This window comes from Desulfosudis oleivorans Hxd3, assembly GCF_000018405.1.
GTDB lineage: Bacteria > Desulfobacterota > Desulfobacteria > Desulfobacterales > Desulfosudaceae > Desulfosudis > Desulfosudis oleivorans.
In genome coordinates, this window is record NC_009943.1 from 2,562,676 (window position 1) to 2,587,948 (window position 25,273).

At 57.5% G+C, this 25,273-nt stretch carries 22 protein-coding genes; 11 read left to right on the plus strand and 11 right to left on the minus strand.

What is annotated here, in order from left to right; translation table 11 throughout:
* Nucleotides 1-81 precede the first annotated feature (81 nt).
* The 5 genes from DOLE_RS10845 (at nt 82) to DOLE_RS10865 (ending at nt 5,782) form a co-directional block, all read left to right on the plus strand.
* Nucleotides 82-1,080, plus strand: a complete 999-nt coding sequence (locus DOLE_RS10845; protein WP_012175526.1) for a KpsF/GutQ family sugar-phosphate isomerase — start codon at nt 82-84, stop codon at nt 1,078-1,080.
* Nucleotides 1,081-1,287: 207 nt separating this feature from the next.
* Nucleotides 1,288-2,622 carry an ATP-dependent 6-phosphofructokinase gene (locus DOLE_RS10850; protein WP_012175527.1) on the plus strand — a complete coding sequence of 445 codons (1,335 nt, stop codon included), beginning with the start codon at nt 1,288-1,290 and terminating at the stop codon, nt 2,620-2,622.
* A gap of 25 nt (nt 2,623-2,647) precedes the next feature.
* Nucleotides 2,648-3,046 carry a secondary thiamine-phosphate synthase enzyme YjbQ gene (locus tag DOLE_RS10855; RefSeq protein WP_012175528.1) on the plus strand — a complete coding sequence of 133 codons (399 nt, stop codon included), beginning with the start codon at nt 2,648-2,650 and terminating at the stop codon, nt 3,044-3,046.
* Between the two features lie 567 nt (nt 3,047-3,613).
* Entirely contained in the window at nt 3,614-5,017 is a 1,404-nt protein-coding gene (locus DOLE_RS10860) for an amidophosphoribosyltransferase (protein ID WP_012175529.1), read from the plus strand.
* 156 nt (nt 5,018-5,173) lie between these two features.
* Nucleotides 5,174-5,782, plus strand: coding sequence for a cytidylate kinase-like family protein (locus tag DOLE_RS10865; RefSeq protein ID WP_012175530.1), 609 nt, complete (start codon nt 5,174-5,176; stop codon nt 5,780-5,782).
* A gap of 1 nt (nt 5,783) precedes the next feature.
* Here DOLE_RS10865 and DOLE_RS10870 read toward each other — a convergent pair whose 3' ends face one another.
* Nucleotides 5,784-7,634, minus strand: coding sequence for an ATP-dependent helicase (locus DOLE_RS10870; protein WP_012175531.1), 1,851 nt, complete (start codon nt 7,632-7,634; stop codon nt 5,784-5,786).
* A 374-nt stretch (nt 7,635-8,008) separates the two neighbouring features.
* Between DOLE_RS10870 and DOLE_RS10875 the strand changes: the two genes are divergently transcribed.
* Both DOLE_RS10875 and DOLE_RS10880 read left to right on the plus strand, forming a co-directional pair.
* The gene (locus tag DOLE_RS10875; protein WP_012175532.1) at nt 8,009-8,341 is read left to right on the plus strand and encodes a DUF1820 family protein; all 333 of its coding nucleotides are present in this window, start codon (nt 8,009-8,011) and stop codon (nt 8,339-8,341) included.
* Between the two features lie 49 nt (nt 8,342-8,390).
* Nucleotides 8,391-9,632 (plus strand): NupC/NupG family nucleoside CNT transporter, encoded by a 1,242-nt coding sequence (locus DOLE_RS10880; protein ID WP_012175533.1) that lies wholly within the window; start codon nt 8,391-8,393, stop codon nt 9,630-9,632.
* Nucleotides 9,633-9,974: 342 nt separating this feature from the next.
* On the opposite strand, the gene DOLE_RS10885 is transcribed toward DOLE_RS10880, so the two are convergent.
* The 3 genes from DOLE_RS10885 to DOLE_RS10895 are packed head-to-tail and all read right to left on the minus strand — an operon-like array spanning nt 9,975 to nt 12,418.
* Complete coding sequence (locus DOLE_RS10885; RefSeq protein ID WP_012175534.1) at nt 9,975-11,816, minus strand: AMP-binding protein; 1,842 nt, start codon at nt 11,814-11,816, stop codon at nt 9,975-9,977.
* Nucleotides 11,817-11,843: 27 nt separating this feature from the next.
* Nucleotides 11,844-12,140 carry a type II toxin-antitoxin system RelE/ParE family toxin gene (locus DOLE_RS10890; protein ID WP_012175535.1) on the minus strand — a complete coding sequence of 99 codons (297 nt, stop codon included), beginning with the start codon at nt 12,138-12,140 and terminating at the stop codon, nt 11,844-11,846.
* Complete coding sequence (locus tag DOLE_RS10895) at nt 12,137-12,418, minus strand: type II toxin-antitoxin system Phd/YefM family antitoxin (RefSeq protein ID WP_012175536.1); 282 nt, start codon at nt 12,416-12,418, stop codon at nt 12,137-12,139. The genes DOLE_RS10890 and DOLE_RS10895 overlap by 4 nt, the downstream gene beginning before the upstream one ends.
* Before the next feature lie 411 nt (nt 12,419-12,829).
* On the opposite strand from DOLE_RS10895, the gene DOLE_RS10900 reads away from it, so the two are divergent.
* From DOLE_RS10900 to DOLE_RS10910, 3 genes are all read left to right on the plus strand, one after another.
* Entirely contained in the window at nt 12,830-13,810 is a 981-nt protein-coding gene (locus tag DOLE_RS10900) for a radical SAM domain-containing protein (protein WP_012175537.1), read from the plus strand.
* A gap of 303 nt (nt 13,811-14,113) precedes the next feature.
* On the plus strand, nt 14,114-15,592 hold the full coding sequence (locus DOLE_RS10905; RefSeq protein ID WP_012175538.1) for a 30S ribosomal protein S1: 1,479 nt from the start codon (nt 14,114-14,116) through the stop codon (nt 15,590-15,592).
* A 58-nt stretch (nt 15,593-15,650) separates the two neighbouring features.
* Entirely contained in the window at nt 15,651-16,130 is a 480-nt protein-coding gene (locus DOLE_RS10910; protein WP_012175539.1) for a CBS domain-containing protein, read from the plus strand.
* 6 nt (nt 16,131-16,136) lie between these two features.
* Here the strand turns inward: DOLE_RS10910 and DOLE_RS10915 are convergent, their stop codons facing one another.
* Nucleotides 16,137-17,657, minus strand: coding sequence for a SagB/ThcOx family dehydrogenase (locus DOLE_RS10915; RefSeq protein WP_041280516.1), 1,521 nt, complete (start codon nt 17,655-17,657; stop codon nt 16,137-16,139).
* Nucleotides 17,658-17,831: 174 nt separating this feature from the next.
* Between DOLE_RS10915 and pyk the strand changes: the two genes are divergently transcribed.
* Complete coding sequence (gene pyk, locus DOLE_RS10920) at nt 17,832-19,268, plus strand: pyruvate kinase (protein ID WP_012175541.1); 1,437 nt, start codon at nt 17,832-17,834, stop codon at nt 19,266-19,268.
* A 78-nt stretch (nt 19,269-19,346) separates the two neighbouring features.
* On the opposite strand, the gene DOLE_RS10925 is transcribed toward pyk, so the two are convergent.
* The 6 genes from DOLE_RS10925 to DOLE_RS10950 all read right to left on the minus strand — a co-directional run bounded on the left by DOLE_RS10925 (nt 19,347) and on the right by DOLE_RS10950 (nt 25,091).
* Nucleotides 19,347-19,766, minus strand: a complete 420-nt coding sequence (locus DOLE_RS10925) for a response regulator (protein ID WP_012175542.1) — start codon at nt 19,764-19,766, stop codon at nt 19,347-19,349.
* A 238-nt stretch (nt 19,767-20,004) separates the two neighbouring features.
* Nucleotides 20,005-21,456 carry a sensor histidine kinase gene (locus tag DOLE_RS10930; RefSeq protein ID WP_012175543.1) on the minus strand — a complete coding sequence of 484 codons (1,452 nt, stop codon included), beginning with the start codon at nt 21,454-21,456 and terminating at the stop codon, nt 20,005-20,007.
* 182 nt (nt 21,457-21,638) lie between these two features.
* The gene (locus DOLE_RS10935) at nt 21,639-22,964 is read right to left on the minus strand and encodes a DUF362 domain-containing protein (protein WP_012175544.1); all 1,326 of its coding nucleotides are present in this window, start codon (nt 22,962-22,964) and stop codon (nt 21,639-21,641) included.
* A 29-nt stretch (nt 22,965-22,993) separates the two neighbouring features.
* On the minus strand, nt 22,994-23,515 hold the full coding sequence (locus DOLE_RS10940) for a hypothetical protein (protein ID WP_012175545.1): 522 nt from the start codon (nt 23,513-23,515) through the stop codon (nt 22,994-22,996).
* A gap of 2 nt (nt 23,516-23,517) precedes the next feature.
* Nucleotides 23,518-24,132, minus strand: coding sequence for a recombination-associated protein RdgC (rdgC, locus tag DOLE_RS10945; protein WP_012175546.1), 615 nt, complete (start codon nt 24,130-24,132; stop codon nt 23,518-23,520).
* 332 nt (nt 24,133-24,464) lie between these two features.
* A complete protein-coding gene (locus DOLE_RS10950) occupies nt 24,465-25,091 on the minus strand; it encodes an MBL fold metallo-hydrolase (protein ID WP_012175547.1) in 627 nt (208 codons plus the stop codon).
* Nucleotides 25,092-25,273: the final 182 nt, after the last annotated feature.

A 25,273-nucleotide genomic window follows, 5' to 3' on the forward strand; every position in this document is an offset into this window, starting at 1 on the left:
GATAATTAACGCCATATCATTCATATTAACGTCACGGCAGAATATGAGCAAGAGTGAGATAAGGTTACGAAAGATATTATAATGAAACAGAAAAAAGAGATCACGGACATCACTCAGCAGGCCATTGATGTTCTGAAGAATGAGGCAAAAGGAATTCTGGAGGTGGCCGCCAACCTGGACCACCAGTTTGAAAAGGCGGTGGACCTGATCTGCCGGTCAAAAGGCCGGCTGGTTGTCAGCGGCATCGGCAAATCGGGCATCGTGGGCCAGAAAATCGTGGCCACCCTCAACAGCACCGGCACCCGTGCCCTGTTTCTCCATCCGGTGGAGGCCATGCACGGCGACCTGGGCATCGTGGGGCCGAAGGACGTCTTTCTGGGCCTCTCTAACAGCGGAGAGACCGAAGAACTTACCGGCCTGATTCCCACAATCCGCAACGTGGGCTGCAGGGTAATCGCCTTTACCGGCAATACCCACTCCTCCCTGGCCCGGCAGAGCGATATCGTAATTAATGTGGGCGTGAAAAAAGAGGCCTGCCCCCTGGGACTGGCCCCCACTACCAGCACCACGGCCCTTATGGCCATGGGCGACGCCCTGGCCGTGTCCTTGAGCATCAGAAAAGACTTCAAGTCCAGTGATTTCCAGCGGTTCCACCCCGGCGGCTCCCTGGGCCGGCGCCTGGCCCTCAACGTATCGGAGATCATGCTCACCGGTGACAGGGTGCCCGCGGTTCCGGTCAAAACCCCCATTGAGGAGGCCCTGGCCGTCCTGGACCGTCAGAACCTGGGGGCACTGCTGGTGGTCAGAAAAAACAACACCCTGGCAGGCATTCTGACAGACGGTGACCTTCGGCGGTTGTATCTGGCAAAAGAACCCCTGTCGGGCGGCCCCGTGGACAGCATAATGACGAAAAACCCTTTGACCGTCCATCCGGACTCCCCGGTCTACGACGCACTGAACATCCTGGAGCAGCACCAGGTCACGGCATTGCCGGTGACCGCCGCCGGCAAAAAGGTGTGTGGCATTCTGCACCTGCACGACATCCTGGGCAAAGGGGCGTTCAAGTTCAACGGCCGGTAAACCATGATGAACTCATAAAAAATTTATTTGGGATGGCAAAGTAAAAAGTTCAAAATCAAGGCGCCGCAAATCCCGAGGAATGAGGCGTACTTATCGTACGTCGCAGTGACGAGTGAATGCAGCGCAACACAGGTATTGGGCTTTTTACGAAGCCATCAACCATAAACGGGCCGGGGAAAACTTCCGCCCGGCACTTGAGGCAGCCCCATGAATTTTGATTTTACCAATGAAGAGACCCTGATTGAACAGCTGGGCGAGCCCAGAGTAACCTCTCCCATTCTTCGGGAGCCCAACATTGACCCGGAAAAGGACTTTACCGACGACACGGCCCGGGTCCTGGTCAATGTCAATCCCGATATTATTCAGGCCCGTATCCAACAGGGGAAAACGCCGTTATCCTTTGAGATGGCCGGGCCGCGAAAAAAGATATTTTTCGATGCCAGCAAGGTGCGGTGCGCCCTGGTTACCTGCGGTGGGCTGTGCCCCGGCTTAAACGACATCATTCGGGCCATCGTGCTGGAACTCTACTACCGGTACGGCGTAAAAAGCATTCACGGCATCCGCTACGGCCTGGAAGGATTCATTCCGGACTGCGGCCACGAGGTGGTGGATCTCACCCCGGAACTGGTGGCCAATATTCTCAACACCGGTGGTTCGATGCTGGGCTCCTCCCGGGGGCCCCAGGACATCTCACAGATCGTGGATTCCCTGGAGCGAATGCACGTGGGCATTCTTTTCATGATCGGCGGCGACGGCACCCTGATGGCGGCAACAAAAATCGCTGAAGAGATCGGCCGGCGCAACCTGAAGATCAGCGTGGTGGGCATTCCCAAGACCATTGACAATGACATTCACCTGATCTCCCGTTCCTTCGGTTTTGACACGGCCGTGGACATCGCCACCGAAGCCATCAAGGGGGCCCACAACGAAGCTGAGGGCTATCCCAACGGCATCGGCCTGATCAAACTCATGGGCCGCCACTCGGGCTTTATTGCCGCCACCGCCACCTTGGCCCGCCAGGATGTCAACTTCGTACTGATTCCAGAGATCGACTTTGACCTGGAAGGGGATCACGGCCTTCTGGCCGCCCTGGAACAGCGGCTCAAGCGGCGAAAGCACGCCGTCATCGTGGTGGCCGAGGGGGCCGGTCAGAAATTTTTCGGCGACGGCACCAATGCCACGGATGCCTCCGGCAACATTCGGCTCAACGACATCGGGCTTTTTCTGCGGGAACGGATCACGGCCCACTTCAAGTCCCGCGGCATCCCCATCTCCTTAAAATACATCGATCCCAGCTACATGATCCGCAGCCTGCCGGCCAACGCCAACGACAGTGTATTCTGCGGTTTTCTGGGCCGGGACGCGGTTCACGCGGCCATGGCCGGCAAAACCCGTATGCTGGTGAGCCACTGGAACAACCATTTTGTTCATGTGCCCATGTCCCTTACCGTGGGCAAACGCAAGCAGGTCAGCCCTCACAGCAAGCTCTGGTGGACCGTTCTGGAGGCCACGGGACAGGGCCGTTTTACAAACAGCGGATAACCCTTCCAAAACGCGGAGACAAAACATGATCTCCTTTTCCGTTGAAACCCGGCAGAGAAAAGAGATGACCGACATCACCGCTGAAGTGCGCAGGGCGGTTTCATCCGCCGGCATGGAGAACGGTGCGGTGGTGGTCTTTGTGCCCCACACCACGGCCGGTGTCACCATTAACGAAAACGCGGATCCGGATGTGCGGCGGGACATCCTGGCGCACATGGCAACCCTGGTGCCGGAGGACACGCCCTTTGCCCACAGCGAGGGCAATTCAGACGCCCATGTCCAGGCAACCCTTGTGGGCAGTTCGGTCATGGTCATCGTGGAAAACGGCCGGCTGGTTTTAGGCACCTGGCAGTCGGTTTTCTTCTGCGAGTTTGACGGCCCCCGCACCCGCAAGGTCCTTGTTCAGATGCTGCCGGCTTCGTAAAACCCCCGATTCAGGCGAATCCCCGTACATCTGCCTTTCCGGCTTCCGTCATCCCGGAACCCGCCTGTCCGCCATAGCCTTGGCAAAGGTGGAATCCGGCATCCAAATCAAATGATTTTTCACACTCCATTTTCTATGTACTTTTCTTTGGCGCAAAGAAAAGTACCCAAAAGAAACATCGCCCTGCGGCTTGGCCTTCGGCTGCGCCGCAATGGGCGAGGGTCGTCATTGTGGAGACCGTCTGGGCTTAAACCATCCATGTTTGTAGTGTGCCCGTAAGGGCATTCGGCAGAACGGTATCAACGGCCGGCCGTTGATGGGTGCCACGGGCCAAGCGACAGCTTGCCCGTGCTTCGTTTCCGGCATGACGTTCACGGGCAACCTGCGGTTTGCCCGCGCCGCCCACTGATGATCGAGCAGGGCCGGCGACCGACCAAAAAGATCGGAATATCAAGCCTTCCCAGGATTATGAGATTTCCGTTTGAAATATGCCCGATTTCTGGTATCAGGGGGATTCGTACACTGTTACTTTCTGACCGGAAAAAACATTAAGGAGAACTGTATATCATGGGCGGCGTATTCGGATGTGTATCCAGAACCGATTGTGTCAACGACCTGTTCTACGGCACGGACTATCTTTCCCACCTGGGCACCAAGCGGGGCGGCATGGCGGTCCGCAACGCAAAAGAGATTTCCCGGAAAATCCACAGCCTGGAAAGCTCCTATTTTCGCACCAAGTTTGAACCCGACCTGCCCGGCCTGCACGGCAACACCGGCATCGGCGTGATCAGCGACACCGAAGACCAGCCCATTCTCATGAGTTCACACATGGGAACCTTTGGTCTGGTAACGGTGACCAAGATCAACAACATAGAGGATCTGACAAAAAAAGCCTTTTCCAAGCGGCAGCACTTTTCCGAGATCAGCCCCATCGGCATCAACCCCACCGAACTGGTGGCCATGCTGATCTGTGAAAAAGACTCTTTTGTGGAAGGCATCGTCCATGCCCAGGCGGCCATTCAGGGCTCCTGCACCATGCTGATTCTCTGCCGGGACGGCATCTACGCGGCCAGAGACCGGCTGGGCCGCACGCCCATCGTGATCGGCAGAAAAGACGGGGCACTGGCGGTTTCATCGGAAACCTGTGCCTTTCCCAACCTGGAATACGAAGTGGACCGGGACATCGGCCCCGGCGAGATCATCCGCCTGACCCCGGACGGCTACGAATCGCTCAAAACGCCGGAAGATAAAATGCAGATCTGCTCCTTTCTCTGGGTCTATTACGGCTATCCGGCCTCCAGCTACGAAGGCATCAACGTGGAAACCGTGCGGTACCGGTGTGGCAACGCCCTGGCCGACAGCGATGACGTGGAAGTGGATTTCGTGGCCGGCATTCCCGACTCGGGCATCGGCCATGCCGTGGGATACGCCAACCAGAAGGGCATCCGCTACAAAAGGCCCTTTGTCAAGTACACCCCCACCTGGCCCCGCAGCTTCATGCCCCAGAACCAGCAGATGCGGGACCTGGTGGCCCGAATGAAACTGATTCCCGTGACCGACCTGATCAAGGGCCAGCGTATTCTTTTCTGCGAAGACTCCATCGTGCGGGGCACCCAGTTGCAGGACACCATCAAGCTGCTGTTTGACCGGGGCGCTAAAGAGGTTCACATGCGGGCCGCCTGCCCCACCCTGATCTTTCCCTGTCCTTTTTTAAACTTTTCCCAGTCCCGCTCCACATTAGACCTTGCCGGGCGCCGGGCCATCATGGAAATCGAGGGGGTTGAGGACAAAAACCTGGACCGGTATGCCACGGCCGGAACACAAGAGCAGATACAGATGGTGGAAAAAATCCGTAAGCGTCTTAACCTCACCAGTCTCAAGTTCCAGACCATGGACAACCTGGTAACCGCCATTGGCCTTCCCAAGGAAAAACTCTGCACCCACTGCTGGGATGAATCCAGCTGTTTCTAAGCCGGCGAAACGGGTCTGCCACACCGGTGGCCGGAGGTATCAAGCCGGCACAAAAGAACGCAAAAGACTGGATTTCCGGGCTCATATGTTTTATTGTAGGTTGGTTGATACGCACGGTGCGTACATTTCCGGTTTAACATTTCACGAGGCGACACAATGGCTGTGATCACAATTTCCCGGCAGTTCGGCGCGGGCGGACGGACCCTTGGCGTCAAGGTGGCCAAAAAACTGGGCTACCAGTTCCTTGATGACGCTGTTATTCAGGAACTGGCAAAACGGGCACGGGTATCGCCCCAGACCATTAAGAGCATTGAACGATCCGCGGGTAGTCTTTTTTCCAAGTTCATATCCAGCGCCCTGAGCAAAGGTTACATGGAACGGCTCACCGGTGAAGCAATCGGCTACATGGATGAAGATATCTACGTCGAAAAGCTGTGGGAAGTGATCACCGAATTTGCCAAAAAAGACAATCTGGTAATCCTGGGCCGAGGTGGACAGTATATCCTTCAGGAGATGGAAAACGCCTACCACATCGAGTTGATCGCCGACAAGAAGGACCGGATCGACTTTATGAAGCGCCACTACAAGTTCACGGATTCCCAGGCCCTTCAGGCGGTGCGGGACGGGGAGAGACGCAGGAAAAGTCTCTATGCCAAGCTGGGGAAAAAGGATTATGACAGGCCCTGCATCTACCACCTGGTGATCAACATGAGCAAGATCCCCTTAGACAAGGGCTTAAAGCTTATCTGCGACCTGGTAAAATAAACTACAGTGACCGCTCGATTTCAAACAAAAACCGGCTGCGGCGGTTGAACTGGCCTTTTCGAAAACCCGCGGCCGTCAGGAACAGGCACCGGGCCGCCCGGGTGGCGGCCACATACATCAGCCGCCGCTCCTCCTGAAGGTCATCTTCCTCCTCCAGGGACTTCCAGTGGGGCAACAGGTTCTCCTCGCACCCCACCACAAACACGGTGTGAAACTCCAGTCCCTTGGCCGCGTGAATGGTGGCCAGGTTGACCCCGAAGCCGCCCTCCTCGTCGTCCTTGTCCTCCCGGATCAGGGCCGCCTCCTCCAGGTAGGCGGTCAGGCTCTCCATGCGGGCGGCTGCGGAAATCAACTGGTCGATGTTTTCCACCTTTTCGGTAAAATCCATGGAACCGGCGTCCGCGTACTGCTTCAAGTAGTTCAGATAACCGATGCGCTCTATCACCTCGCGAATGGCCGCATCCGGCCGCATGTCCCGAATATCGTCCAGCAGGGCCATCAGATCGGAAAGGGCCTGGTACACCTTGTCGGACAGGCGCCGCTCGGCCAGGGCCAGGTGAACCGCCGCCTGAAGGCTCATGGCGCCGGTGCGCATGTCGTTGATGGACGCCAGTGTCTTGGCGCCGACGCCCCGGCGGGGAATGTTGATGATCCGCTCAAAGGCGGTGTCGTCCTTTTCAAACACCGCGGCCATGAGGTAGCTGTTGATGTCCATGACCTCCTTGCGGTCGTAAAACCCCCGGTCGCCCAGCAGGTGATAGGGAATCCCGGCCCGGCGGAAGGCGTGCTCAAAATAGAGAGAGGTAAACTTGGTACGGTAGAGCACAGCCATGGCGTCGTAGGGAACGCCGTCCTCGTTGAGTTCTTCGGCCTTGCGGGCCACCCACCGGGCCTCCTCCACCTCGTCGTCAAACTCATAAATCTCAACAGTGCCGCCAGACTCCTCGGAAAAGCAGGTCTTGTCCATCTTGTCGTGGTTGTAGTCGATGATATCATTGGCCACCCGGACAATGGTGTCGGCGGACCGGTAGTTCTGCTCCAGCTTGAACACCCGGGCATCGGCGTACCGCTGCTCAAACGAAAGAAAATGGCGCATGTTGCTGCCGCGAAACGAATAGATGGCCTGCCAGTCGTCGCCCACGCAGAAGAGGTTGTCGCCCCGGCAGAGCAGGCCGGTAAGGTCTTCCTGAAGGTTGTTGGTGTCCTGGTACTCATCCACCAGGATAAATTCAAACCGCTCCTGGTAGCGGCGGCGGACATCGTCGTGATCCCGCAGAATATCCCGCACGCACAGCAGGATGTTGTCGAAATCCACCGCGTTTTTCTCTTTTAGCATCCGTTCGTACAGTTCATAGGCGTCGGCCAGGCGCACATAGGAGATAAAGGGATAGGCGTCCAGGTAGGCCCCGGGATTGCCCGAGTTCTTGGCCTTTGAGATATGGTTGAGAATGGTGGGAACAAATTTCTTGTCATGGTTCATGCGGATCAGCACGTCGGTGATGGTTTTGCGCTGGTGATAGGTATCGTAAATCTGAAGGGGCGTGGTATAGCCCAGCAGGCCGCAGTGAACGCAGAGAATTTTATAGCAGGCGCTGTGATAGGTCCGCACCCAGGGAAACCCGGTCTCCGGGATGCCGGTCAATGCCACCAGGCGGCGCTTCATCTCATCGGCGGCCTTGTTGGTAAAAGTGATGGCCAGGATCCGCTCCGGAGGGTAACCCAGAGAAATAAGGTGGGCGATCTTGGCGGTAAGGGTCCGGGTCTTGCCCGACCCGGCGCCGGCGGTCACCAGTGCCGGGGAGCCCATGTGGAGAACGGCTGCTTCCTGTTGAGGGGATAACTTCATTTTCATTTTATTATCGCTATCGGTATCGGGATCGAAATCGGGATCGACGCCGACAGGGTGATTAAAAATCCAGTAATCCCTGCGGGTGTCATTCCGGGCACCGACCCGGAATCCAGTAAAAATAGACCGTATTCCCTGTTCCGGGATCGGAATCGGGACCGACGCCGATACCGATACCGATACCGATCCCGATGAATTAATGTGTTGCCCCTAACTATACAGTTCGCCGGTTCGTGTCAACCGGAATATGGCGTGCCAGCGTAAGGGAAACGGCCGAACAGCCGACCTGCCTGAATCTTTTGACAAACCCGGCCCGGATGGGTATGCTGTTTGCGTTTTTTGCCCCTTGCACGGGGACACACCCACAAGGACGGACTGTCATGCCGAAGAAGAAAGAAACGTTTTACATCATCACCTACCGGGATCCGGAGGAGGAGAAGGTCCGCACCCTGAAAGCCAGAACCGTGGGCGACTCCTCTCTGGGCATCAGTTTTGTGGCCATCTCCGACTTTGTGTTCGACACCCAGGCACTGGTGGTTAACCCCGAGGAGGAGACCCGGAGAAAACGGCTGGAGGGGGTCAAAACCCTTCACCTTTCCATGTACCTGATTCTCTCGGTCCAGGAGGTGGGCAAGGATCACAAGGGGCTGAAGTTTGAAAAAGACAAGTCCAACCTGGTGGTGCTGCCGGGGAACACCAAACCCCAGAAATGATGGATGGTTTTCGATCGCGATTTGGATTTAAGTAAAAGGGAATAAGCCCATGATACAAAGCCTTCTGGGCCTTGGGGCCTTTGTTCTGATGGCCTGGCTGATCAGCGAAAACCGTTCTTCGGTCCGGCTCAAAACCGTGGCCGCGGGCGTGGGCCTGCAACTGGCACTCGGCGTCCTTCTGCTCAAAACACCGGGCACCACCGACCTTTTTCTCATGTTAAACAAAATCATCCTGGCCGTGGAGACATCCACCCGGGCCGGCACCGCCATGGTGTTCGGCTACCTGGGCGGAGGCGACCGGTTTCCCTTTGCCGTCACCGACCCCGGCGCCACCTTTATGCTGGCTTTTCAGGCCCTGCCCCTGGTGCTGGTGATGAGCGCGCTTTCCGCCCTGTTTTTCTACTGGAAGATCCTGCCGGCCGTGGTGCGGGGCTTTTCCTGGGTGCTGCAAAAAACCGCGGGCCTGGGCGGCGCCGAAGGCGTGGGCCTGTCGGCCAACATCTTTGTGGGCATGGTGGAGTCCCCCCTGCTGATCCGGCCCTACCTGGCGAACATGACCCGCAGCGAAATATTTTCCATCATGACCTGCGGCATGGCCACCATTGCCGGCACCGTGATGGTGCTGTATGCCAGCATTTTAGGTCCCGTGATTCCCAATGTGATGGGCCATATCCTGACCGCCTCGATCATCAGCGTGCCCGCGGCCATCACCATTGCCAAGATACTGGTGCCGGAGACCAGCCAGCCCACGGCCGGCCGCCTGGACCCGCCCCAGACGGCCGACAGCGCCATGGACGCGATCACCAAAGGGACCCTTCAGGGCATCGAACTCCTGATCAACATCGTGGGCATGCTGATCGTGCTGGTGGCCCTGGTCACCCTGGTCAACCTGCTGTTGGAATTTCTGCCCGACGCCTGGGGGGCGCCGCTTACCCTTCAGCGGCTTCTGGGTTTTTTAATGGCGCCGGTGGTCTGGTTGATGGGCATTCCCTGGGATCAGGCCCCCACGGCCGGGGCACTGATGGGCACCAAGACCGTTTTAAATGAACTGCTGGCCTACCTTGAAATGAGCGGGCTGCCCAAAGGCGCTCTTGACCCGAAAAGCCTGCTGATAATGACCTATGCCATGTGCGGGTTTGCCAACCCCGGCAGCTTGGGCATCATGATCGGAGGCCTGGGCACCATGGCGCCGGAGCGGCGCCCGGAGATCGTCTCCCTGGGCCTTCGTTCCATCGTGGCCGGCACCCTGGCCACCTGCATGACCGGCGCCGTTGTGGGTCTCCTGATGTAACCCACCCCCCCCCTCGAAATCGGGATCGGGATCGGGATCGAAATCGCTATCGACTGAATAATCCAGAACCGGCCAGCCATGCGTGCTTCGTGATCTTCGCGGTCTTCGTGTTAAGAAATGGCCTGTCTCATCAGACCGTCGGAGTGTTTGAACACGAAGACCACGAAGAAAAAGAAGGTCGCGAAGAATACTTTTTCTTTATCAGGTGGCACAGGCCAGGCACCTGCTTGCCCGTGGAAGAGAAGCACCCTGTTTGTAGTGACGCCGTCAGGCGTTCAACGTCCGAACATTCATGATACTCTTACGGGCACACTACAAACAAGACATCCTGCCTTTGCAGCCCTACCCCAGCAGGCTGGCCCTACCGTTTTTCTCAAATTCCGCCTTTATATCGGCATAGGCCTCGGGCGTGAGCCGGTGGTAGGCAGTGTCTCCGCGCCGGCGGTGATACACCACCATGTCCGGGTGCTTTTCCAGGTTGAAATGCTGCTGCTTGAACGGCCGCACCAGGATCTTCTGGGTACTGGTCACGTTAAAGGCGTCAATGATGCGAATATAGTCGGGCATCCACTTGGGGTCCATGCCGCCGGTCTTCTGCTGGGCCATCAGGGCGTCAAAGGCCTGTTGCGGATCAAAGGCGACGTTTTCACGCATCTGGATTGTGGCCATGACCTTTTCATCCGACACCGCACAGGGCGCGCCATAGGCCACGGCCAGAGCCACGCTGGGAATTTTGGCGGCATACTCGGCCGCGCTTTCAGCGGAAAAGTTCTCCCCGTCCTTGCGAATCCAGTCATCGGTGCGGCCGTTAAAATAGAGATAGCGCCGGTTGTTGACCACGCGAATGTGGCCCAGGTCCCCGGAGTGAAAATAGCCGTCATCGCGGAACTTCTTGCAGGTGGCCGCGTTGTCGTCATAGTAGCCGTCAAACCGCAGGTTGTCTTTCCCCGCCTTTTTGCATATCTCGCCCACGGCCGCGTCATAATTGACCAGCCGCCCGTCTTCGCCCACCACGCCCGGCTCGCAGACGGCTCCGGCCTCATTTAAAATCACCACCGACCCCGGCACCCGGCCCATGGACTCTATCGGGTCTCCCGGCTTGTTGGCCGTGGTGATCACCGCCTCGGTGGAGCCGTAGATTTCAAAAACATGCTCCATGTTCAGGCATTTTTTGACCTTTACCCGGTCCACCACGGTGGCGCCGTTGCCGTAGGCGATACGGAACCGATTTTTCGGATGGTGCGCCAGGGCCGCTTCCACGTCTTCTGCAGAACCGTATTTTTTCTCCAGGGCCGTCAGAATGTAGTGAAGGGGCTGGCCCACGTAATTCATGAAGGTGACGCCATGCTCCAGAATGTCGGATTCAAAAGCGCTGGCGGAAAATTTACGCTTGAGCACAAAGGAGGCCCCGGCAATCATGATGGACAAAACCCCCACATACCAAGCATTGGAGTGAAACAGGGGCATGCAGATATAACCCCGGTCCTCTTTTTTCAGCCGCACCGTGCTCTGGACAACGGCCCCGGCCCCGATCATCTTTAAATGGGTGCAGGGCACGCCCTTGGGCAGGCCCGTGGTGCCGGACGTGTAGATCACCAGCACCGGGCGGGTATTGTCCACGGCCGGGCATTTTGCCTGCCCGCCGTTCAGGGCCATGTCCGCCATGGCGGTTTCGATGGGCGTAAACCCCGCGCTTTGCGGCCCGGCATTCCCGGTGATCAGAACATGTTCCCGGCCCAGGGTTTTTAATTCCGGCAGCACCGCCGCCACCTCGGGCGCGCTCACCTCATCGGTCAGCAGAAAAAGGGCCTTTGCCTTTTCCACCACCCCGGCCAGGGTCTTGCCCCGAAAGCCGGTGTTCACGGCAAACAGCGTGGCATTGCTCAGGCCCGCGGCAAAAGAGGCAAAAAGGTACTCCGGCGTGTTCTCCTGGTAAATGGCCAGGGCCAGCCGGTCGTTTTCTCCCATTCGCCCGGCCCCGATGCTCCGGCACCGCAGCGCGTCAAAAAACTCCGCGTACCGCTTTGCCTGGGCATACACCTCGCCATAGGTATATTCCCTGCCCTCGAAAATAAAAAAGGTCCGCCACGCCCGCAGCCGCGACCCCAGCGTCAGCCGGATCATGGCACCGAAATTGACAAACCCTGAACATCCCCGAACCAGTGTTTTTAATGAAATGGACAATTTGAGCTCGCTTTCTTAATCATCAAACTATGCCTTGATTTCATCTGTCGGCAATATCTGCCTGCCATGCCGAACCGTAAGTATGGATATCTGTTTTGCGCCGATGTGATAGATGATGCGATAGTTGCCGTAAATCAACTCCCTGAACTGACGATCATTTATTTCAGGAACGATCCGCCCGATTTCCGGGTTCGCCCGGAGCTGATCGACTTTTGAAAACAATACATTAATCCAATTGGTCGCCGCCGCGGGCTTGTCCTGTGAAATGTAGTCCGCGATTTCTGATGCCCTTTCAACAGCAAGGGGAGACCATACGATTTTCATTTGGGAACTCGCTTCAACAAACCGGCTTTTGCCTTCTGGTGGGAAAGGCCTTCTCCTTTTGCCAGTTGACTGAGAGCGGATTGGACATCTGAAAGAAGGTCAATTTTTTCCTGCATGGCTTCAAACTCATTTGCCCCCAAAAGCACGGCCACACCTTTGCCGTGCTGCGTAATGACCACCGGACGCCTGGTGTCATGGACCTGTTTGATATAAGACGCCAGGGCATTTCGGACTTCCGACATTGACCTGATGTCCTGATCGATTTTAAGCTTTTGCATTCTGCACCTCTTGCTCTATTTTTTTTGTACACGATAACATACAAAATAAGGTACAAGCAACGGTTTTTAAAAAGGTGGGGTGCCGCGAAGGGTTATTGACGGCCAGCCCGCACTGAAAAAAGCGTTGGCGCGAGGGCAGCCGAAGGCCAAAAGGCAAGGGTGGGGTTGGAATGCGGACGGGGAGGGTGCCGCACTGGGGTGCGGCGCTCCCGGAATGGTGCTTCCTGGCCGGTGTTACACTTGAAGGTCATGCATAAATGGTTGCCCCCGCATTTTGCAGCGCAGCCGAGCGCGAATGCTTTTTTCGGAAGAAAGCGGGCAAATATTATAGGGACGGCCCCCTGTGGCCGCATTCTTTTTGAAGCGATCCGGGCTTTGCTTTGCGACCGGCCCGATGCTATAGATGCTGTCATGGAAATGATGATTTCAACAAAACAGAAGCGAGTTTCAGAAATTGCTCCCGTTCTCTGGCAACGGCTGGAGAGTTGCGACCTGTGCCCGCGAAAATGCGGGGTCAACCGGCTGGCCGGGGAAAAGGGATTCTGCGCCCTGTCCGGTGACTGGGTGCCGGTGTCAAGCTTCTGCGCCCACCGGGGGGAAGAGCCGGTGCTCTCCGGCCGGGCCGGATCGGGCACGATATTTTTTTCCCACTGCAACCTGGGGTGTCTCTTCTGCCAGAACCACCAGATCAGCGACAACTCGCTGGATCCCGGCCCCTCCATGGTTCGCATCGATGAGCTGGCCCGAATCATGATTGTCCTGCAGGCCATGGGGTGTCACAACATCAATTTTGTCACCCCCACCCATGTGCTGCCCCACATTGTGGCGGCCATAAAAATCGCCCTGGACCAGGGGCTTGTCCTTCCCCTGGTGTATAACTGCGGCGGATATGAAAACGCGGAGGTGATCCGCCTGCTGGACGGCGTAATGGATATCTATCTGCCGGACTTTAAATACATGGACGGCGCACTGGCCCGCACGTATTCGGCGGCCCCGGATTATCCGGCGGCCGCGGCGGCCGCCTTCAAGGAAATGTACCGGCAGGCAGGGAGCGGTCTTGACATTGACCCGGCCACGCAAACGGCACGGCACGGCATGATCATCCGCCACCTGGTGCTACCCGGCGGTGTAAAAAATTCGGTCGATGTGCTGACGTGGATAGCGGACAACCTGTCGCCGAAACTCCATCTGTCGCTGATGTCCCAGTACCATCCACCGGCAGGCCCCCGAAGGCCAGAGCCGCCGCTTGACCGCCCGCTTTTTCCCGAAGAGTATGGAGCGGTGTCCGCCAGGGCCGAGTCCCTGGGGTTTGAAAACGGCTGGTTCCAGGAAATGGAAAGCCATGACGTCTACCGCCCCGATTTCAAAAAGGCCCACCCGTTTGAGGAGTGACCGGACTGCGGCATGCCGGCCACCCACCCCCTTTTTGATAGTGCTTGCAAGGCGTGCTGCTTGCTGGTAAAACAGCCGATACAACAGGCAAAACAGGATTTGCCGGGTATCATTGAAGATGCTCTTGTAAAAAGTCTATTTGGGATGGCAAAGTAAAAAGTTCAAGATCAAGGCGCCGCAAATCCCAAGGAATGAGGCGTACTTGTCGTACGCCGCAGTGACGAGGGGTGCAGCGCAACGCAGCCGGCCGCTTTGCGGCAATTGGGCTTTTTACGAAGCCATCATTGAAGGAGAACCGTTTCAATGACACACCATGACCATGACGATGAATCGTCAAAGACCGACAAGGGCGAAGAGACCGAAGATTTTGCAGCTTTGCTGGAATCCTACATGACCGACATGAAACCGGAAGTCCGGGTGGGAGACAAAATCACCGGTGAAATCATCGCCATCGGCAAGGACGCCGTCTTTTTCAACACCGGCACCAAGTCAGACGGAGTGGTGGAAAAAGCCGAGCTGCTGGATGAAAACGGGGAACTTCCCCACAAGGTGGGGGACCGGCTGGACCTCTACGTGGTGGACACCCGGGACGGCGAAATCCGCCTGTCCAAAGCCATGGGCGCGGGCTCAGGCGTTGACATGCTTTACGAGGCCCATCAAAACCGGATTCCGGTGGAGGGTAAGGTCATTGAAACCTGCAAAGGCGGGTTCCGGATCCAGGTCATGGGCCAGACCGCCTTCTGTCCGGTGAGCCAGATGGATGTTCACTACGTTGAAAAGCCCGAAGAGTTCGTGGGCGCCGTCTTTCCCTTTCTCATCGAGCGCATTGAGGCAAGAGGCAAAAACCTGGTGGTCAACCGCCGCCGCCTGCTGGAGCAGGAGCAGGCCGAACAGCGGGAGAAATTCCTGGCACAGGCCCGGCCCGGCGATATTGTCGACGGCAGGGTGGTCCGCATCATGCCCTATGGCGCTTTTATGGAGCTTCAGCCCGGCGTGGAAGGCATGGTCCACATCTCCGAACTGAGCTGGTCCCGGGTGGGTGATCCTTCCGAAGTGACCGCCGTGGGCGAGGTGCTGCCGGTCCGCATTCTTGCCATCGACAGGACGGGCAGCAAGACCGGGGGGCTGAAGATATCCCTGTCGGCCAAACAGGCCGCTGTTGATCCCTGGAAAACCGTTGGGGAAAAATATAAAGAGGGCGACAAGATAGAGGGCAAGGTCACCCGGTGCGCCGATTTCGGTGCCTTTGTGGAGGTGGAGCCCGGCATCGAAGGGCTGGTGCATATCAGTGAGATGAGCCATACCCGACGGGTGGTCAAGGCCGAAGATGTGGCCCGGCCCGGGGACCGGGTGGCGGTGATGGTCACATCGGTGGACCCGGTCAACCGGCGACTGTCTCTAAGTATCAAGGCGGCCGAGGGCGACCCCTGGCTCACCGTTGCCAACCGGATGGCTGTGGGCCAGACCGTTTCCGGCACCGTGGAACGGGTCCTGGACTTCGGCTGTTTTATATCCCTGGCGCCGGGCGTCACCGGGCTGATGCCCCGGTCCAGCATGGAACGGGCCGCCGATCCAAAGGCCATGGAAAAGCTGAAAGCCGATGACCCGGTGACGGTAAAAATCGAGACCATCAACCTTGCCGACAAGAAAATCTCGCTGGCCCCGGCGGATGCCGAGGGGGCCTCGGACTGGAAGCAGTACACCGGTAACGAACCCAGGCAGGCCGGTGGCCTTGGAGACCTGGGGCAGAAACTCCAGGCGGCCATGAAGACAAAAAAATAGGAACAGCTGGCACCTGCCATCTTCTTTTGAAAAAACCCGCAAGGAAAGGACAACAACCATGCCGGATTGCGCAAGAGACATCATGGTCCGGGACTTTGATTCCATCAACGAGAACGCGCCGGTGGAGCAGGCCATCACCAAGATTCTGGAAGGCCGGCTGCGCCCGACCGGATACAAAACCGTCAGCCTGATGGTGACCAATGACATGCAGCAGCTGGTAGGGGTGGTCACCCTGTTTGACATCCTCTATCACCTGCGGCCCACCTTTTTAAACTTCGGCATCGACGGCGAGTATGTCGCATGGGAAGGCATGCTGGAACCGGCCGTCCGGGAGCTCAAGGGCAAACAGGTAAAAAACATCATGAGCCGGGGCGCGGTCACGGCAAGCCCGGATGATCATGTCATGGCCCTTGTCGACCGCATGGTGAAAAACAAGTACCGCCGCCTGCCGGTGGTGGACAACGGCAGGCTGACGGGCATTGTCTACGTGACCGACGTCTTTCACTACCTTTTCAAAAACAGAAACGTCAACGGATAGTGTGAATCAGCCCCGGTCCGGCACCGGCCCGACTCCCACCAGGTAAAGCATGGCTGATGGCGGGTTTAGCCCCAGTATCTGTTCGGCCTCCCGGTCGTAAAACGCGCCGATGCCGCAGCAGCCAAGCCCCAGCGCCGTGGCCGAAAGGTAAAGCACATGGCCCAAGCGGCCGGCGCTCATCATGGCATGGCGGTATCCCCTTGAACCCAGATCCTGATCCAGGATTTCCAGGTTTGTCATGAAAACAAAATGAAGGGCCGCGTTTTTCAGCCACGCCTGATTAAGGCAGGCGTCGGTCATGGCGACGGTCAGGTCCCCGGACCCGGCCCGCCCGATTTGCCGCTTTTCCGGGTCAACCAGGTAAAACCCCGGCTCCAGTCCTTCTGCGTTCCGGCATAAAAATCCGGTACAGATCGTGCCACAGGCCCCGGCCGGATGCTCCCGGTCCGGCGACAGATACGCCCGGCAGATTGATTCCAGCAGGCCGGAAAATTGCACGGCGGAAAGCCGCGCCGGCACAAAATTACGCCGGGACCGGCGACGGACCACTGCTTCCGCATAGCCCATCTTCCAGGGCGCGGCACGCAACCCGCCCGATCCGGAAACCGGCTGCCACGATTCGATTGCAAGGCCAAGGTCGTTTGCACCGATACGTGGCACCGCAGCCGATGGCCCACAGGCGCTGCTGTCGGCATGAACTTTTACGATCTCTGGGTATATCTTCTCCCGGCTTGACACGCGACCGGCCTGTAGCACATTGCCGGGCAGGTTATCAACGTCCTGTGTGCCAGGTGTTTCCGGTATGGCCGGGCCGTTGATCCCGATACAGGCAATCGCCCCTTCCCGCTTTTCATCCAGCCCCAGCAGCCGGTTGAGACCGGCATCGTTAAAATCATAAACCACGGATGCGCTAAACCCCGCCGCTGCCAGGGCCAGGCGGGTACTCTCCGCAAGGTGCCCGCCGTCCAGCAGCACGTACCGGTAAGCCCGCTTTCGATACTTCCAGGCGCTTCTGAAAAACAGGGCCGACACGACAAAGACCGCCCTGACTGCCTTGCCGAAAGCCGGGCAGGCCGAACGCAGGAAAGGCGCAAAACCGCCCCGGCGCAGGCGGGTCAACCGCCGGTTATGCACATCCACATGGTAAACACCCGCCTCCAGGTCAGGGGCTCCCGGCCAGACCAGGTAGAGCTCGTTGGGATAAAGCGCCCCGGCCGACGGGGCGCTGCGGTAGTAAAACCAGCCATCGCCCTGCCGGGAACGGCCGGTCGGTCCATTGGCGAGCAGGCAGGCCCTGGAAAGGGCTTCAAGGCTCATCGTCCGGCCTGCAGCCGCAGGCGTCAGGCTTTCCATCACATCTGAAAAGAGCGTGTCATTCAGCAAGGAGACGTCAGCCAGATCCACCCCCCCAAGACCCTGGTAAATCTTGCAGGGCGACGGCTGGTTTTCCCAGTCCAGCGAATGGGGGACCATGGCATGACGGTCATACCCGGTGATACGGTGGTAGTGATTGAGCATCCGGTTCATAAGAGGATTCTGCCTTTTGCCGGACCGCGATGTCAAGCTGAAACCCGTTGGTCATACGAACGTGTGCCGGGTGAATTTGCCTAAAAACTGTGTTATAAGTTGGAATCAAAACCCGCATCGACGGAACGATGCTGGGCCCATGTTCACATTCGTTACGGTTGAAAAGGAAAACCCATGCAGACCAAACTGATTGCAACCATCGGACCCCGCTCCAGGGACCGGGCTGTTATTGAAAAGCTGGTGGCGGTCGGCGTCACGATATTCAGGTTGAATTTTTCCCATGCCGGTCCCGGCGACTTTGCCGACGTGATTCAATCGGTCCGTGAAATCGAACAGCAGACCGGCACCATCCTCACCCTGATGGGCGACCTGAGCGGCCCCAAGATCCGCATCGGCGAGGTGGCCGGGGCTCCTCTGTCGGTTGCCACCGGCCAACTGGTGCGCCTGGGTCCGGCCCGGGCAAAGGGAGCCTTTGGCGACGCGCTCTACCTGCCCCTGGAGCTTGCCGAAATTTTAGAACAGCTGAAACCGGGCGCCCCGGTGATCCTGAGCGACGGCATTCCGGTTTTCCGGGTCCGGAAACGGCTTGACACGGAAGCGGGCCCGGTTTTTGAACTGGAGACACAAAACAGCGGACTGGTATCGTCCAACAAGGGCATCTCCTTTCCCGGCCTGGCCATTGACCTGCCGGCCCTGACGGCCAAGGACCGGTCGGATGTGGCTGCCGCCCTGGATGTCGGCATCGACGCCCTGGCCCTCTCCTTTGTCCAGAAAAGCCAGGACGTGGTGGACCTAAAAAAGGAGATGGAACACCACGGCCGGCAAGTGCCGGTGATTGTCAAAATCGAACGCATGAACGCCATCGACCACTTTCAGGAGATTGTAGCCGAGGCCGACGTTATCATGGTGGCCCGGGGAGACCTGGGTCTGGAGTGTTCCCTTCCGGCCCTGCCTGTAATTCAGAAGCGGATCATCGACATGTGCGCCGAACACCAGAAGCCCGTGGTGGTGGCCACGCAGATGCTGCTCTCCATGGTACACAACCCCCTTCCCACCCGGGCCGAAGTCGCGGATGTGGCCAACGCCATCATGGACGGGGCCGACGCGGTGATGCTGTCCGAGGAAACAGCGGTGGGCGAATATCCGGTGGAGGCGGCCGGCATGCTGGCCCAGGTAGCGGAGCACACGGAACGGTTCATGGCGGAAAAGATGGGCGGCCCCCGGCGGCCCCGGGGCAAAGAGCAGGTGGGCAAGCACCTGGCCTACTCGGCCTGCCTGGTGGCCGACCATGCCGGCAGCCGGGCCCTTGCCTGCCACACGGTCAGCGGCCATACCGCGGCCACCCTGTCGGCCTGCCGTCCCGCCCGGACCGTTTACGCCCTGTCACCTCACCTGGAGGCCTTGCGGTACGCCAACTTTCTGTGGGGCGTCAAGCCGGTCCATGTGGATGACCGGATCGCCGACCACCTGGACCGGGTGGAACACTTCATCAGCACATCCGGCGCCTTTGTCCCGGGCGAGAGCATCGTGATCACGTCGGGCCAGCCCACGCCGGGCCAGCGGCATAACGATACCAACCAGATAAAAATATACTACAAGGGGAATACCTGACCCGGGTGCCTCATGGCAATGCTGTGTCATGTGGGCAGATAAAAAGAGATATCCGCCTGTACCCATGCAGGCCGTTTGTCAATGGAGGATCTCTGTCATTTTCCCCAGCAGGTCATCCATGTCAAACGGTTTGTCGAGCATGGCAGCTGCTCCGAACTGCGCCGCCATTGCGTGGGTCTGGTCGTCGCCAAAAGCGGTAATCAGGATCATGGGCGGAAATGCGCGATGTCGGGGTTTTCCTTCCAGCACCTCCATTCCGGTGATGCCGGGCATACGAACATCGGAAATAATCAGATCGATCTTTTCCTGCGAAAACTCATCCGGCAGCAGAAAGGCGGCCAGATGCGTCAGCATGGCCATTCCGTCCGGACACTCCACCACATCATAACCGGAATCTTTAAGCGTTCCGGCCAGAAGCTTTCTCATTTCATAATCATCCTCTGCAACCAGAACACGGTAGGGATCCATGTGGTGTTGTACCTTTCTGTCTTTTTTCATCACGGCACCTCCATTCCATTAAGCAGGTTGACTATCTCGAACTGCATGCAATAGCACATTTATCAAGAACCATGCCAAAAATAGATATAATAATACCAAACTGTTATATATTGGTTGGGTGAAACATTTTTACCCACTGGGTAAAAATTACCCGCCTAAATGACCCTACAGAGAGACGGTAAAAAAGAGGGGGGAGGTTACCACGATATTAGCCGGGGAGGGGCATGAAACATCCAGGCTAAAACGGCAGAAAAACGGTAAAGCAGGTGCCTTGGCCGGGTGTGCTGTCCACTTCAATCCATCCGCCATGCTCCTCAATGATGCCATAAGCGATGGAAAGCCCGAGTCCGGTGCCCTGGCCCACTTCCTTGGTGGTAAAAAAGGGATCAAAAAGATGCTGGAGATGTTCCGCCGGAATTCCCTTTCCTTCATCTTTGATGCGAATCGACAGATATGCCTTAGCCGCCACATCCGCTTCAGGATGGCTTTTTCTCTCAACATCAAGCTCGACTTCCAGCTGCCCTCCCTTCTCCATGGCCTGGATGCCGTTGAGCACTATGTTGGTCAATACCTGCTGAACCTGAATGGTGTCCATGGGAACCTTCGGTATATCGCCATGTCGGATGACCTTAAAAACGGCCCTGGCTTTGCTTGCGGCGGGCGCCAGCATATCCAGCACCTGCTTCACGATGGTTTCCATATCCTGCGGGGTCTTGTCGGGTTTTCTGCGCCGGGCGAAATCCAGCAGGCCCTGCATGATTTTTGTTATCCGTTGGGCCTGCTCCTCAATGATTGCTGAAAACGCGACAACTTCATCACGGTCAAGATCCCCGGAGCGAATCATCCTGGACCGTCCGGATATGACATTCAGCGGCGTGCCGATTTCATGGGCCATGCCGGCGGACAAACGGCCCAGTGTGGCGAGCCGTTCGGAATGGCGCAGCTGCTCAAGCGCTTCGATCCGGCGTCTGTTTTCCCTGCGAACCGTCTCCAGGCTGGCGGAAAGATCCCGGCACATGTCATTCAAGGTCTGCCCCAGAACGGCAAACTCGTCCCGCCCCATGACAACAAGGTCAGGAGCCAGGTCACCCTGCCCGATTCGCCGGGATTTCTCGGTAAACAGGGCCAGCGGCTGATGAATCCATTTCTTAAAGTGGTACCAGAGCACCCCGCCGGCGGCCAGCAGTATCATTGCCGCTGTAAGGATAAAATGGAACAGCGAGTTTTTCATGTATTGGTCCAGCAGAACAAATGATTCAGAAAGCTCAATGGCCCGATGAGCGCCAGCTTCTGTGGGCACAGGGATGTAAGTAAAGCGCCACAATCCACGATTCGCGTTTTTCATGGTCAAGGAAACGGGCTCCCCTTGCAGCAAGGGAGCGATCTCTTTCAACGGTACAGTCGGCGCCTCCATGCCGGCGGCCGGGAAGTCCAGACTGACCCAGCGGATACCGATGCTGCGTTCCTTGGTATTCGCGTCCCGAATCAGTTCAAGCGCCTTTTCCGGACCTGAGACTTTCCAGGTGTGCTCAACCATTCCGGACAAAGCGTTTCCAAGCAGCAGCGCGTCTTTTTTCATATCCTCATTAAAGAGGGAAACTTCACGACGATAACTGATGTAGCCGGCACCCGCCAGTATCACGATCAGCATCAGGATCAGAAAAATATATACTTTATAAAACAGTCTCATTCACGACCTCTTTGCCACACTGAGAACAATAATCAGAACTGCCGGGCAGCATCGGCCTGAAAAGAACGGCGCAACCGGAAAACAAAACGCGAGAACACCCGCCCCCTAAAGCTCAGGCCATTGAAGTCTTGTCGCTGCAGGGTCATTGAAGGTTCTGGCGTTGCCTCATAACCGGCCGGCGTTTATCGTTTCCGGTAAAAATCAGTGGGATCGAACTGGGCTGAGCGGGTCATCTCATCGAAAAACGGAAACCGCATCCGGTAGAGCCCGGTATGGGTCAGCCCGCCCAGGGTCAGGTTTTTTCCCACCTGCCATCCGGCCTTCGGGGGCGGCAGCAGAAACCGCATCATGGCCGGATAGGCTTTTATAAACGACGGCGGGCACCCGGAAAGTTCCAGGCGCTCCCGCGTTTTCGTGTTTCTGGCATGGGTTTTTACGGGACAGTCACCGAACAGGATGGTGCGGGCGGCATCGCCGGCGGCCCGGGCCTGCTTGCCGCAGACAATCTCCACATCACCGAAATCGTGACCCGGATTGTCCTTGCAAAGCATGTACAGGGCGGCCCGCAGGCTGATGTTGCAGCCCGTGCACCAGGTCTGGCCCGGCGGCAGAATGCGAATGCCGCGAATGCCGGCCCGCTGGAAATTGTGACCGAACACCTCCATCTCCCCGTCAAAGGAGGGTTCCCGAAACGGCTCCGGGTCTTCCCCGGCCCACGTCACCCGGCCCACGTCGCCCTCCCTGTCCATAAGCCGGGCATACGTTGTCAGGTGCCGCACGGTTTTGGGATCGACCCCCAGAATCCAGGCGGCGGCTGAATCCATTTCGATACGGTCGGTGCCGGCCATGATCATGTTCTTCCGGCAGGGTTCGCCGGAGTCGATCATGGGGCCGCCTCCCCGCAGAAAATAGATTCCGTCCATGACCGTGAGGTGGCAGGGGATCTTTGTGTTAAAAGCGGCGATATGGTCCTCCAGCCGGGCCGTGTGACAGCTGCGCTTGGCAGCCGGGGCCAGGCACCCCTTGAGGTTCTTCAAAGAGAGGGTGACGCCGGTCTGGTCGTGGTATTTGGGCACCGGTACATTGATCAGGAAATCGGCCTCCAGCACCGGCCGGGCGATTCCCAGTTGCAGGGTGCCGCATTCCACCGTCTTCATGGGAGCTTCATTAAAGTCGATCATTTTAACACCATGGGTTCGGGCGATGTGCCGCATGCCCATGGCTGTCAATATGATGCGGGTATTCAATCCCAGCTCCCTGCGGACAGCGCCGCCGTCGCCGATGGTGATATTTTCCGGCCGGCACCCGAAGTCCAGCAGAGCGCGGACAATGCCTTCCACCACGGTGGCCGTGGTCATCATGCCGTAATACGGCATGCCGGGATCGGCCCCCACGGCATTGGGCTTGATAATGATCCGGTCTCCGGATTTTAAGTGCTCAAAACCGGCGCACAGGTCAATGGCCCGGCTTGTGGTCGAATGGTCCCTGTAGCTCAGAATCGAAATCATGGGGTCTCCCAGCCGCCGTTGTTCCCCGGTTATGCCGACGCGATCCACTTGCGCATGGAGTGAAGGGTCTTTTTGTCCCATTCGCCGGAGGTGCGAAGGGTGATAAACTCCCTGTAAAGGTGACGGACAAAGGCCAGAACCTTTTCATACTGGTCCATTTTGTCCAGCACCACCGCCTCGATATCGCCTTTGTCCCCATCGGATTCAGGCGCTTTAAGGCCGGCCACCGACAGGCTTTCGCCCTTGATATCAAACCGCCAGGTCTTGTCGTCCTGGTGAAGGCGCAGGTTCAGCTCCGTGACCACGGCGCCCTTTTTCACCGACAGCCGGCCCTCTTCCAGCTCGGCCTCGCTGCCCTTGATGGTGACTGTCTCCAGGGCCTCCTTGCGATGGTTTTCCAACACGATGCGGTCTCCCAGCACCAGGGTCACAGGCGCCCCGTCCGCATCTTTCAGGTGGTCGGAACGGGTTTCAATGACAAACCAGAGCCATGTGAGAAACTCGTGGCCCAGGAACTTATACCGATTATACGCGACAGATACATCCAGCATGGCTACTCCAGAAATTGGGTGGGTGACAGTTTAAACAGGGCGTCTTTCTGCGGGGCCGACAGATCGCAGGCCAGGTCGGCCAGGGTATAGGGAAACAGCCGCACCAGGCGCAGGGAAAAGGTCTTGACAAACAGGGTCTCCAGCTCTTCGTTGGCCCCCTTCTGGGTTGAGAAAAACCAGAGCCGGCCGTCCTCGTACTGCCACACCAGGTCGAACACCCCGGGCGTGGCCGGTATCCGCAGGGCGAGATCGTGGAGGACCTTCTCCTTGATCTGTTTTTTTTCGTTTTTGGCCAGCACCTTCTGTTGCGTCTGTTTCAACCGCTTTTCCGCCTCCAGGGCGCAGCACTTGGCCACCACCTTGGCGGGAATCGATTTCTTGTCCACGCGCAGGGAAAAGAGGAAATAGGTGCCATAGGAAAACGAGGCCCCGGAAAAATCCGCGGAAAACGGGGCTTCAAAAGAGGTCCAGCCCACGGCCTTGTCTGACGGCTCGTTATCGATGTTTCGAATGGTAAATTGTTTCAGCCCCTGCTCCACGGTCTCGTTGATGGGCCGGGCCAGCTTGCCCTGGACCTGGTAGCAGACAACCGATACGCTTGACGACAAAAACCCCATGATCTTCCTTTCCTTATAGCTTTAATCTTAATCGTGCTCGTAATCGTGCTCGTGCTCGTGTCCGTGCACGTGCTCGTACCCGTAATCGTTTATCCATTTCGATACCGATACCGATACCGATACCGATACCGATTTCGATTGGTCAGCAGCACATATCCGTGGTCATTATCGAGAAACAGAGTTCCCCGTCATTGCGAAGAGCAAAGCGACGAAGCAATCTCACGGTAAACGTTCAAGATTGCTTCGCTGTGCTCGCAATGACGTCTGTGCGAACAAGATTGCTTCGATTCGCTCGCAATGACACGCGGCGCAATGACGTAAAAAATACCCCCCTACTCTTTTGACAAAATCCGCACATCCACTTTACCCTCAAGGGCCTTTTTAAATGCCTGGGCATCGTCGGCGGTGCCGGCCACGGCGCCGTAGTGCATGGGGACGGCAATCTTCGGTTTAACAGCCAGGGCCGCTTCCACCGCCTGGGCCGCGGTCATCACGTAGGTGCCGGACACCGGCAGCAGCGCGATATCGGCCTGAATCCTATCCATCTCGGGAATGCGGTCCGTGTCACCGGCATGATAAATCCGTACGCCATCCACCTCAAAAACAAAACCCAGCCACCCTTTGGCCTTTGGATGAAAATCCTTGTCCGTGTTGTAGGCCGGCACCGTTTCGATGGCCACGCCTCCCACGGTCAGGCGGTCTCCGGGCGCAACGGTCCGAATGTCGCCGGACAGCTTTGCCGCTGAATCCTTTTCCGTAACGATAACGGTTTGCGGGTTCTGGATCCTTGCCACATCCTCCGGACTGCAATGGTCGAAATGTTCATGGGTGATCAGTACCAGGCCGGCCGGCGGCCCGCCCGCGATCTGGTAGGGATCGATATAGATGACCTGCTCGCCGTCGATGCGGAATCCGTCGTGCCCCAGCCAGTGAATTTTTTTGAAAACGCTTTCCACCATAATAGCCTCCCTTTACCAAAAACTGCCTTATATCCATCCATTTAACATGGATGACACCATGTAGTGTTTCCAATCCAGTCCCGCCATGGCGGGATTTCGCAAGGTCAAGAAAAACAAGGGCTGACTGAAGGCGTACTGTGTTGTACGCCGCACAAGGAAGCCCGCAGTTTGACGCAGAGATT

Excerpts from the sequence above, each read along its gene's own strand:
- DOLE_RS10930 (WP_012175543.1), bottom strand. The coding sequence starts at position 21,456 with ATGAGACTGTTTTATAAAGTATATATTTTTCTGATCCTGATGCTGATC.
- pyk (WP_012175541.1), top strand. The coding sequence starts at position 17,832 with ATGCAGACCAAACTGATTGCAACCATCGGACCCCGCTCCAGGGACCGG.
- DOLE_RS10875 (WP_012175532.1), top strand. The coding sequence starts at position 8,009 with ATGCCGAAGAAGAAAGAAACGTTTTACATCATCACCTACCGGGATCCG.
- DOLE_RS10915 (WP_041280516.1), bottom strand. The coding sequence starts at position 17,657 with ATGAACCGGATGCTCAATCACTACCACCGTATCACCGGGTATGACCGT.
- DOLE_RS10865 (WP_012175530.1), top strand. The coding sequence starts at position 5,174 with ATGGCTGTGATCACAATTTCCCGGCAGTTCGGCGCGGGCGGACGGACC.
- DOLE_RS10850 (WP_012175527.1), top strand. The coding sequence starts at position 1,288 with ATGAATTTTGATTTTACCAATGAAGAGACCCTGATTGAACAGCTGGGC.
- DOLE_RS10855 (WP_012175528.1), top strand. The coding sequence starts at position 2,648 with ATGATCTCCTTTTCCGTTGAAACCCGGCAGAGAAAAGAGATGACCGAC.
- DOLE_RS10905 (WP_012175538.1), top strand. The coding sequence starts at position 14,114 with ATGACACACCATGACCATGACGATGAATCGTCAAAGACCGACAAGGGC.
- DOLE_RS10935 (WP_012175544.1), bottom strand. The coding sequence starts at position 22,964 with ATGATTTCGATTCTGAGCTACAGGGACCATTCGACCACAAGCCGGGCC.
- DOLE_RS10870 (WP_012175531.1), bottom strand. The coding sequence starts at position 7,634 with ATGAAAATGAAGTTATCCCCTCAACAGGAAGCAGCCGTTCTCCACATG.
- DOLE_RS10940 (WP_012175545.1), bottom strand. The coding sequence starts at position 23,515 with ATGCTGGATGTATCTGTCGCGTATAATCGGTATAAGTTCCTGGGCCAC.
- DOLE_RS10925 (WP_012175542.1), bottom strand. The coding sequence starts at position 19,766 with ATGAAAAAAGACAGAAAGGTACAACACCACATGGATCCCTACCGTGTT.
- DOLE_RS10880 (WP_012175533.1), top strand. The coding sequence starts at position 8,391 with ATGATACAAAGCCTTCTGGGCCTTGGGGCCTTTGTTCTGATGGCCTGG.
- DOLE_RS10890 (WP_012175535.1), bottom strand. The coding sequence starts at position 12,140 with ATGAAAATCGTATGGTCTCCCCTTGCTGTTGAAAGGGCATCAGAAATC.
- DOLE_RS10900 (WP_012175537.1), top strand. The coding sequence starts at position 12,830 with ATGGAAATGATGATTTCAACAAAACAGAAGCGAGTTTCAGAAATTGCT.
- DOLE_RS10950 (WP_012175547.1), bottom strand. The coding sequence starts at position 25,091 with ATGGTGGAAAGCGTTTTCAAAAAAATTCACTGGCTGGGGCACGACGGA.
- DOLE_RS10895 (WP_012175536.1), bottom strand. The coding sequence starts at position 12,418 with ATGCAAAAGCTTAAAATCGATCAGGACATCAGGTCAATGTCGGAAGTC.
- DOLE_RS10845 (WP_012175526.1), top strand. The coding sequence starts at position 82 with ATGAAACAGAAAAAAGAGATCACGGACATCACTCAGCAGGCCATTGAT.
- DOLE_RS10860 (WP_012175529.1), top strand. The coding sequence starts at position 3,614 with ATGGGCGGCGTATTCGGATGTGTATCCAGAACCGATTGTGTCAACGAC.
- rdgC (WP_012175546.1), bottom strand. The coding sequence starts at position 24,132 with ATGGGGTTTTTGTCGTCAAGCGTATCGGTTGTCTGCTACCAGGTCCAG.
- DOLE_RS10910 (WP_012175539.1), top strand. The coding sequence starts at position 15,651 with ATGCCGGATTGCGCAAGAGACATCATGGTCCGGGACTTTGATTCCATC.